This is a genomic window from Streptomyces sp. NPDC047072, from assembly GCF_040643855.1.
Lineage (GTDB): Bacteria > Actinomycetota > Actinomycetes > Streptomycetales > Streptomycetaceae > Streptomyces.
Genome location: NZ_JBEYVC010000286.1, coordinates 1 through 8,257, shown reverse-complemented (window position 1 = coordinate 8,257; position 8,257 = coordinate 1). Strand labels below are relative to the sequence as shown.

Here is an 8,257-nt window from a genome sequence, read left to right as displayed (position 1 = left end):
CCGAAGCTCCAGCGGGTTGTGGGGCCGCTGTCCGTCGCGGGGCAGCGGCGCGAAGGGGTAGAACGTGCCGCGCTTGTACAGGTAGACGAGGGCGAGCGGGCGGTCCTCGGGATCCCGGAACCCGGCCAGCGAGCACAGCAGTTGCGGCCCGAAGCCGTTGACCTCCATCGAACTGTTCACCGCGTGCAGGTCGTTGACCAGCTGGGGCAGCTGGTCGGGGGTCCGCTCCGAGACCAGCCAGGAGTAGCCGAAGCCGTCCCGGCTCAGCTCGACCGGCGGGCCGTCCCGGTCGGCGTCCGCGTCCAGCAGGGCCTGGACCTCCCGGTGGGTCTGCTCGAAGGCCGCGCCCTCGACCGTCGCGAAGCACACCGCACCGCGGCCGGTCGGCGTGAAGGAGGCCGCGGCCTCCAGGGTCACGGCCGCCGACGGCAGGGCGAAGAGCTGGTCGAGATCGGGAGCGACGGGCTTCGTGCGCCCGAGCAGGATGTCCAGCAGCCCCATCCTCAGCCCGCCTTCCCGGACCCGGTCCCAGACCCGGACCCGTTCCCGGGCAGCGCCGCCTCGCCCAACTCGGCCGAGATCCGGCCCAGTTGCTCAAGACGCTCCTCCAGCGGCGGGTGGGTCGAGAAGAACCGCTCGATGCCGGGCTCCTTGCCGGTGGCCGGGGTGAAGTAGAAGGCGTTGAAGGCCTGGGCGGTGCGCAGGTCCTTGGTCGGGATCCGCGCGATGTCCCCGGAGACCTTGGTGAGCGCGGAGGCGAGCGCCGAGGGCCGGCCGGTCAGCTGCGCGGCCGCCCGGTCCGCGGCCAGCTCCCGGTACCGGGACAGCGCCCTGATCAGCAGGAAGCTGATCGCGTACACGGCCGCGGAGACCCCCATCACGGCGGCGAAGACCACGGCGGTGTTCTGGTCCTTCCGCCCGCCGAAGATCTGGCTGTAGAAGGCGAACCGCACGATGAGCCCGGCGAGCACACCGAGGAAGGAGGCGATCGTGATGACCGCGACGTCCTTGTGCGCCACGTGCGACAGCTCGTGCGCGAGCACGCCCTCCAGCTCGGCGGGTTCCAGGCGCCTGAGCAGCCCGGTGGTCACGCACACGACGGCGTGATCGGGATTGCGCCCGGTGGCGAAGGCGTTGGGCATGTCCATGGTCGATACGGCGATCACGGGCTTCGGCATGTCCGCGATGGCGCAGAGCCGGTCCACGACGGCGTGCAGCTCGGGATACTCCTCCCGCTCCACCACCCGCCCGCGCATCGCGAACATGGCGATCCGGTCGGAGAACCAGAACTGCGCCACGAACATGGCGGCGATGATCACCACGACCAGCAGCCAGGACTTCAGCAACACGATCAACGCGGCGACGAAGGCCACGTACACCAGACCGAGCAGGAACAACGTGACCGTCATCCGCACGGCCAGCCGCCGGTCGGTCCGGAAACGACTCCGCATCTGCATCACCCCGCAGTCAGGCACTCGTCCCACCGTCCAGTGTGCACCCGGGCCCGCCATGGTCAGATCTCGATCGGCCCTACGGAGAGCAAAGGAACGGCTCAGAAGTTCGAGATCACGCTGGTGATCACCTGCTCGATCGTGTCGGCGTTCCTGGCGTCGTACATCTGGCCGGTGCCGGCGTCGGCGATCTGCTGGAGCACGGTCCTGCCCTTTTTGTCGTCCTCGTCGGCCGCGCTGCCGTAGGCGATGGTGAAGACGCGCACCTGGGGCTTGGAAGGGTCGTTGATGTGCTGAAGCAGCGTCGCCAGCGGCACACTGCCCTTGTCCTGGTCGCGGCCGTCGGTGAGAAGGACGATCGCGTTGATGGCCTTCGGGTCGTAGTCCGCGCGCATCGCGGCCGTGGCGGCGTCGAGTGTGTCGTAGAGACCCGTCGCACCCTCCGCTTCCAGGGCCCGGAAGTTCTCGGACAGCGGATTCCTGTCGTAGGGGGCGAGCGGTACCAGTTCCCTGTAGTCCGGGTCACCGCCCAGATCCTCGGCATCGGAGAACTTCCAGAGCCCGACCCGGTCGGACCTGGTGAACTCACCCAACAGTTCGGTCTCCGCCTGCTTCAGCCGTTCCAGCTTGGTTTGGTCGGTGCCGAGGATCTTGTCGTTCATCGACCCCGAGGTGTCGATGAGGAGGAGCACGTTGGCGCGTCTGCGCAGGGTGGGCCAGATGTCCAGCAGGTGCTTCAGGACCTGGTCCTGGGGCGTGGACAGGGAATTGCTGAGGTCCGTGTCGGGCATGACCCCGCTGTCCTTGGCACGGAGCATGGAATCCGCCGGGACCTTGTTGTCGTAGGTGCGGAAGCCGTAGCGACCGAACTGCGTGGCGAAAGTCCTGGGCTCGTGCAGATAGACGAGGAAGTCGTCCGCCACCGCCTTCTTCGCCTTGTTCTTGATGTTCAGCTCGATATAGGGGTGATTGGAGAAGAGGATGCCGTCCGTCGGATAGAAGGAGACCAAGGGCGTGTCCGGTTTGCCGGTCGGCTCACAGCCCTCCTCCGTGCTGAGCGCACCGCAGGGGTAGCCCGCGTTGTAGGCGGCCACCGTGTTCTCCTCCAGTGTGACGGCGGAGATGTACGACATCGCCTTCTGGGCGCTCTCCTTGTCGGCCCGGCGGAGATTGGAGAGGAAGGTCAGCGTGGTGTCGCCATAGTGCACGGCGGCCTGCTCGATGCTCTTGACGAACGCGCGGTTCCTGGAGTCGTCGAGGCGGGCCTCGGTCAGTTCGCCGGTGGTACCGGTCCTGGCGTAGAAGGCGCCCAGGGTCGCGTTGAGGCCGGACGTGGAGTATCCCGGGTTGGTCTTGCCGAGTTTGAAGTCCCCCCATTCGGGCTTTCCGCGGTTGTTCGCCGCCCAGAAGCCCTTGGCATGCGTCGACCAGTCGGCCAGCTCGCTCCAGGTGAACGTGTTCTCCGGCCACTCCAGGACCGCGGCCATCGGCTTCGGCATCGCGACGGTGAGCGGACTCGTCACGATCGGCTCCGCCTGCTGCGGGAACAGGCTCCTGGTCTTGGCCGTCGCGTTGGCGCGGGCCAGGGCGAGCCAGGCGTCCCCGGCCGGCGACCACACGTCGGGCACGGCCTCCCCGTCGTCCTCGGTCCAGCCATGGGCCAGGGCCCGCATGGCGTCGCCCGAGTTCTTGTCGTCGACCTGGATCTGTACGCATGCCCCCTCGGCGGACCGGGGGCCGTAGGCCTTCGCCGCGCGCCGCAGGGGCTCCGACTTGTCGACGGAGGAGGCGATGTGCAGGGTGACGTCGGCGTGGTCACAGGGCTTCAGTGAGGCGGAGAGCGTCGTGGGGTCGCCCTCGGTGCCTGTCCCGTCGTTTCCGAAGCCGCGGACGCTGAGGCCGACCACGAGAAGGGCCGCCAGGCCGACCACCCCGAATACCACGGGCCGGCGCCGCCGGCGGAAGGCGAGAGTGACCCGCTTCGAGCTGGACGGGTCCGGCCGAGTGGACACCCGCTCGGGCGGCGGACCGGGTCTGTCCGGCTCGCCGGATCGGACGGGCGGCCGGGATCCCGTCCGGGGCAGCAGGGGGATGGTGTGGTTGTCGGGCACCGGAGCGGAGGGAGCGGCCGGCCGGGAATCGGCCTCGGGGAGTGTGACCGGCTCGACATCGAGCGCTCTCAGGATGTGCACGGCCACGAGGGCCGCGTGGAGAGCGGCGTGACTCTGCGCATCGGCCTCCTGCTCCTTTTTCCTGCCGTCCGCCAGATCGCTGATGCCACGTATGAGGAGCCACCGGAACGCGGGACGGTGACTGTGGGCTGCCTCGGCGAAGCCCGCGCCCTCCGTCTCGATGGCCGCGGAGTCCTCGTAGCTGTTCTCGATGATCCGGTGATCGGGAGCGCTCAGGGAGTCGATCACCGTGTCACCGGAAGCGATCGGTTTGAAGTGGATCCGGCCGGTCATCAGGGGGCCGACTTCTTGCGCGACCTCCTCCGCGGTACTGATGACGTCAACCGGCGGCACCCAGCTGATGGGGCGGGCCAGGAAACCGCCTTGGGTCTGTTTGCCCCGCTGGTACGCGTAGACGGTCTTGGCGATGACGACATCCCGGCGAACGGCGTCCTTGCGTCCGGCGGCGATACCGACGAAGAACGCGGCCTCGGGCTTTTTCTCGGCGAGCCAGCGGCTCACCACCCTCGTCGTGGTGGTGTTGCCGGTCCCGCTCCTCACGAGGTAGACGTGCCAGGGGACTTGGCCGTCCAGCGCATAGACGGCCGCACGAGAACCGCGGTCGAGTTCCTCGGAATGCAGAAGCGTCGCGCCGGCGCTCGTAAGGTGCAGTTTGACCTTCTCGTGCTCCACAGGAAGGGCCGTGAAGATCATCGCAATGTGAGGACGCGCTGCTGCCACCGGACCAACCGATCTCGACGCGGACTTTCGATGCAACAACATCATGCAGCCCCATACCCCTGGCGGGCACGGGTATTGACAAGAGCGCTTTCCAGTAAGGCGACCGGAAGTCGAAGTACCCGAGCAACGGCTGTGGCGCTGGAGGGTTCTCCTTCCAGCGGGCGGCGAGCATACGGGCCCAGGCCGAGGGCTCCTTGAGTTCCGCTCCGTCGGCCCAGCGGATGTCGAACTCCCGCTCCTCGTCGTCCGGTTCCGGCATCCCCTGACCCCCGTCTCCCAGGAAAGTCGTACAGACAAACGATACGGCGGCGCCCCCACCCCTGGACAACAGGAATGGGGGCGCCGCCGTACGGCCTACGCGTCGATCACACGTCGAAGTACAGCTCGAACTCGTGCGGGTGCGGACGCAGCTGGAGCGGGGCGATCTCGTTCGTGCGCTTGAAGTCGATCCACGTCTCGATCAGGTCCGGCGTGAAGACGTCGCCCTGGAGGAGGAACTCGTGGTCGGACTCGAGGCGGTCCAGGACGGCCGGGAGGGAGGTCGGGACCTGGGCGACGCCGGCGTGCTCCTCGGGAGCCAGCTCGTAGAGGTCCTTGTCGATCGGCTCGGCCGGCTCGATCTTGTTCTTGATGCCGTCGAGGCCCGCGAGGAGCAGCGCCGAGAAGGCGAGGTACGGGTTGCCGGAGGAGTCGGGCGCGCGGAACTCGACGCGCTTGGCCTTCGGGTTGGAGCCGGTGATCGGGATACGCATGGCCGCGGAGCGGTTGCGCTGCGAGTACACCAGGTTGATCGGCGCCTCGAAGCCCGGCACCAGACGGTGGTAGGAGTTCACCGTCGGGTTGGTGAAGGCGAGCAGCGACGGGGCGTGCTTGAGGATGCCGCCGATGTAGTAGCGGGCGGTGTCCGACAGGCCCGCGTAACCGGCCTCGTCGTAGAAGAGCGGCTGGCCGCCGGTCCACAGGGACTGGTGGACGTGCATGCCCGAGCCGTTGTCACCGAAGATCGGCTTCGGCATGAAGGTCGCGGTCTTGCCGTTGCGCCAGGCGACGTTCTTCACGATGTACTTGAAGAGCTGGAGGTCGTCGGCCGCGGCGAGCAGCGTGTTGAACTTGTAGTTGATCTCGGCCTGGCCGGCGGTGCCCACCTCGTGGTGCTGGCGCTCGACCTGGAGCCCGGACTTGGCCAGCTCCAGGGAGATCTCGGCACGCAGGTCGGCGAAGTGGTCGACCGGCGGGACCGGGAAGTAGCCGCCCTTGTAGCGGACCTTGTAACCGCGGTTGTCCTCCAGCGCACCGGTGTTCCAGGCGCCCGCCTCGGAGTCGATGTGGTAGAAGGACTCGTTCGACGAGGTCGCGAAGCGGACGCTGTCGAAGACGTAGAACTCCGCCTCGGGACCGAAGTACGCGGTGTCGGCGATGCCGGTCGACGCGAGGTACGCCTCGGCCTTCTTGGCCACGTTGCGCGGGTCACGGCTGTACTGCTCGCCGGTGATCGGGTCGTGGATGAAGAAGTTGATGTTCAGCGTCTTGTCACGGCGGAAGGGGTCCACCCGCGCGGTCGACAGGTCCGCGCGCAGCGCCATGTCGGACTCGTGGATGGCCTGGAAGCCGCGGATCGACGAGCCGTCGAACGCCAGCTCGTCGTCCGGGTCGAACGCCTCGACGGGCAGCGTGAAGTGCTGCATCACACCCGGCAGGTCGCAGAAGCGGACGTCGACGAACTTGACGTCCTCGTCCGCGATGAACTTCTTGGCCTCGTCGGCGTTCTGGAACATCCAGCTCCTCCTACTTCCGACCGCATCCCGGGCCGGGGTGGTAGTTCGTTCGTGCGGCCAGTGCGGTGGCACACGTTGGCTTCGACACTAGGGACGGGTGGTTTCTCGGGCGTGACCCATTTGTTTCGCACAAGTTAACCGGACATCGTGGGTCCCGCCCCACCTGTCCGTATCCCGAAACGGTGGCAGTACCGTGGACGCGTGGACAAGAGGGAAGCAATCGGATCGTGGCTCTCGGGCCCCCGCGCGGCCGCCGAGGACGCCGGTGTCGACTTCGGATACCGCGGAGAGCAGCTCGGTCTGCCCGAGCAGGGGCCGGGGTCGATCGCGCGCCCGGGCAGGCGGCTCGGCGCACTCGCCGTGGACTGGGCGATGAGCGTCCTGATTGCATCCCAGTTGATCACGCAGAGCTATCAGCAGTCGACCTCGAACTGGGCGCTGCTCGTCTTCTTCGTGATGAGCGCGCTCACCGTCGGCACCATCGGCTTCACCCCGGGCAAGCGCCTCTTCGGCCTGCGCGTGGTCGCCGTCGACACCGGCCGCGTCCACCCCGTGCGCGCGCTGCTGCGCACGGCCCTGCTCTGCCTCGCCGTCCCCGCGCTGATCTGGGACCGCGACGGCCGGGGGCTGCACGACCGGCTGGCGAAGACGGTGGAAGTACGGATCTGACACCGTCCCCGGTCTTTGTCGCGTCCTGACAGCCGGGGCGGCGAACTTGCGCGGCGGCTGACTATGGGTCAGTGGGTCCGGCTCCTAGCGTCGAGCACCCAAGCAACCTCCCCCCGTTGCGAAGGGACGCGCCGGACCGATGAAGAGATTCGTCCTTGTCACCGTTCTCGCCGCTGCTCTGCTCGGCGGCGGCCCCGTCTCAGTGGCATCCGAGGCAGCCACCTGCACGGCCGCAGACGCCGACATCTACACACCCCCCACCACCGTCCCCGCCACCCCCGGCACCGTCCTGGCCTGCCGCCAAGTCACCCTCAGCCAAGTCCCCGGCAACATCCCCATGTCCGCCTGGAAAGTCCTCTACAGCTCCACCGACAACCAGGGCCGCCCCGTCGCCGTATCCGGCACCCTCGCCGTCCCCATGGCCCCCTGGACCGGCACCGGCACCCGCCCCGTCGTCGCCTTCCACCCCGGCACCCTCGGCCTCGGCCCCCAGTGCGCCTTCTCCAAGCAGCTCGCCGGGGCCTTCCAGGACGAGTACGAGGGCGACAACATCGCGGCCCTGCTCACGGCCGGGTACGCGGTCGCCGCGACCGACGGTCCCGGCTACCTGGACGGCCAGACGCACCGCTATGTCGCCGGCACCGACTCCGGCCACGCCCTGCTCGACATCGCCCGCGCCGCCCCCGCCGTACCCGGCAGCGGCCTGTCCCGGCAGGCCCGCACAGGACTCTGGGGCTACTCCGAGGGCGGCGCGGCCAGCCTGTGGGCCGCCCAGCTGGCCGCGGGCTACGCACCCGAACTGAACGTGGTCGGGGACGCCTCGGGCGGCATCCCCGGTGACCTCAAGCAGGTGGCGGCCGGGCTCGACGGCGGTGCCTTCTCCGGCTTCCTCGCCGACGCGGCCCTCGGCATCCAGGCCGCCTACCCCACGCTGCCCTTCGACTCGCTCCTCAACGACCAGGGAAAGGAGGCCGTGAAGACCGCCAAGTCCGTCTGTCTCGTCGGCACGGTCACCGGCCTCGCGGGCAAGAGCATCAAGGACTTCACCACCGCCGGACTCACCCTCGACCAGCTCTACCAGCAGCGCGGCACCGACGGCCGCACCTGGGGCCAGGTCCTGGACGCCCAGAAACTGGGCGTGAACCTCGGCACCTACCGGATCGCCTTCCCCGTCCTCCAGTACCGCGGCGCCCTCGACGAGGTCATCCCCACCGCCACCGAGGACGCCGTCCGCACCGCCTACTGCGCGGCGGGCGTGAAGACCGGCTGGAAGATCTACCCCGGCGACCATCTCCTCACCGACAACCAGGCCGTCGGCGACGTCGTCTCCTGGCTCGGCGACCGGTTCGCGGGCAGGACGGCCCAGAGCGACTGCTGATCTTCTACGACGATGAAGGGCGCCCGGCATGATGCCGGGCTGGCCAACGAGGACATCGGCTTCGTGGAGCTG

The 8,257-nt window shown here is 68.5% G+C and carries 6 protein-coding genes; 2 read left to right on the top strand and 4 right to left on the bottom strand.

Annotated elements, in window-relative coordinates; all coding sequences use genetic code 11:
- The 4 genes from ABZ896_RS50905 to glnA form a co-directional block, all read right to left on the bottom strand.
- On the bottom strand, positions 1-501 hold a 501-nt coding region (locus ABZ896_RS50905), incomplete at its 3' end, for a hypothetical protein (protein WP_360945747.1).
- 2 nt (positions 502-503) lie between these two features.
- Positions 504-1,451, bottom strand: coding sequence for a zinc metalloprotease HtpX (gene htpX, locus ABZ896_RS50900; protein ID WP_360945744.1), 948 nt, complete (start codon positions 1,449-1,451; stop codon positions 504-506).
- Between the two features lie 101 nt (positions 1,452-1,552).
- Positions 1,553-4,336, bottom strand: a complete 2,784-nt coding sequence (locus ABZ896_RS50895; RefSeq protein WP_360945741.1) for a substrate-binding domain-containing protein — start codon at positions 4,334-4,336, stop codon at positions 1,553-1,555.
- Between the two features lie 392 nt (positions 4,337-4,728).
- Positions 4,729-6,138, bottom strand: coding sequence for a type I glutamate--ammonia ligase (gene glnA / locus ABZ896_RS50890; protein ID WP_360945738.1), 1,410 nt, complete (start codon positions 6,136-6,138; stop codon positions 4,729-4,731).
- A gap of 201 nt (positions 6,139-6,339) precedes the next feature.
- Between glnA and ABZ896_RS50885 the strand changes: the two genes are divergently transcribed.
- On the top strand, positions 6,340-6,807 hold the full coding sequence (locus tag ABZ896_RS50885) for an RDD family protein (RefSeq protein WP_360945735.1): 468 nt from the start codon (positions 6,340-6,342) through the stop codon (positions 6,805-6,807).
- Positions 6,808-6,946: 139 nt separating this feature from the next.
- Entirely contained in the window at positions 6,947-8,185 is a 1,239-nt protein-coding gene (locus ABZ896_RS50880; RefSeq protein ID WP_360945732.1) for a lipase family protein, read from the top strand.
- Positions 8,186-8,257 lie beyond the last annotated feature (72 nt).

Coding starts and splice junctions, on each gene's coding strand:
- htpX (WP_360945744.1), bottom strand. CDS start 1,451: ATGCGGAGTCGTTTCCGGACCGACCGGCGGCTGGCCGTGCGGATGACG.
- ABZ896_RS50895 (WP_360945741.1), bottom strand. CDS start 4,336: ATGATCTTCACGGCCCTTCCTGTGGAGCACGAGAAGGTCAAACTGCAC.
- glnA (WP_360945738.1), bottom strand. CDS start 6,138: ATGTTCCAGAACGCCGACGAGGCCAAGAAGTTCATCGCGGACGAGGAC.
- ABZ896_RS50880 (WP_360945732.1), top strand. CDS start 6,947: ATGAAGAGATTCGTCCTTGTCACCGTTCTCGCCGCTGCTCTGCTCGGC.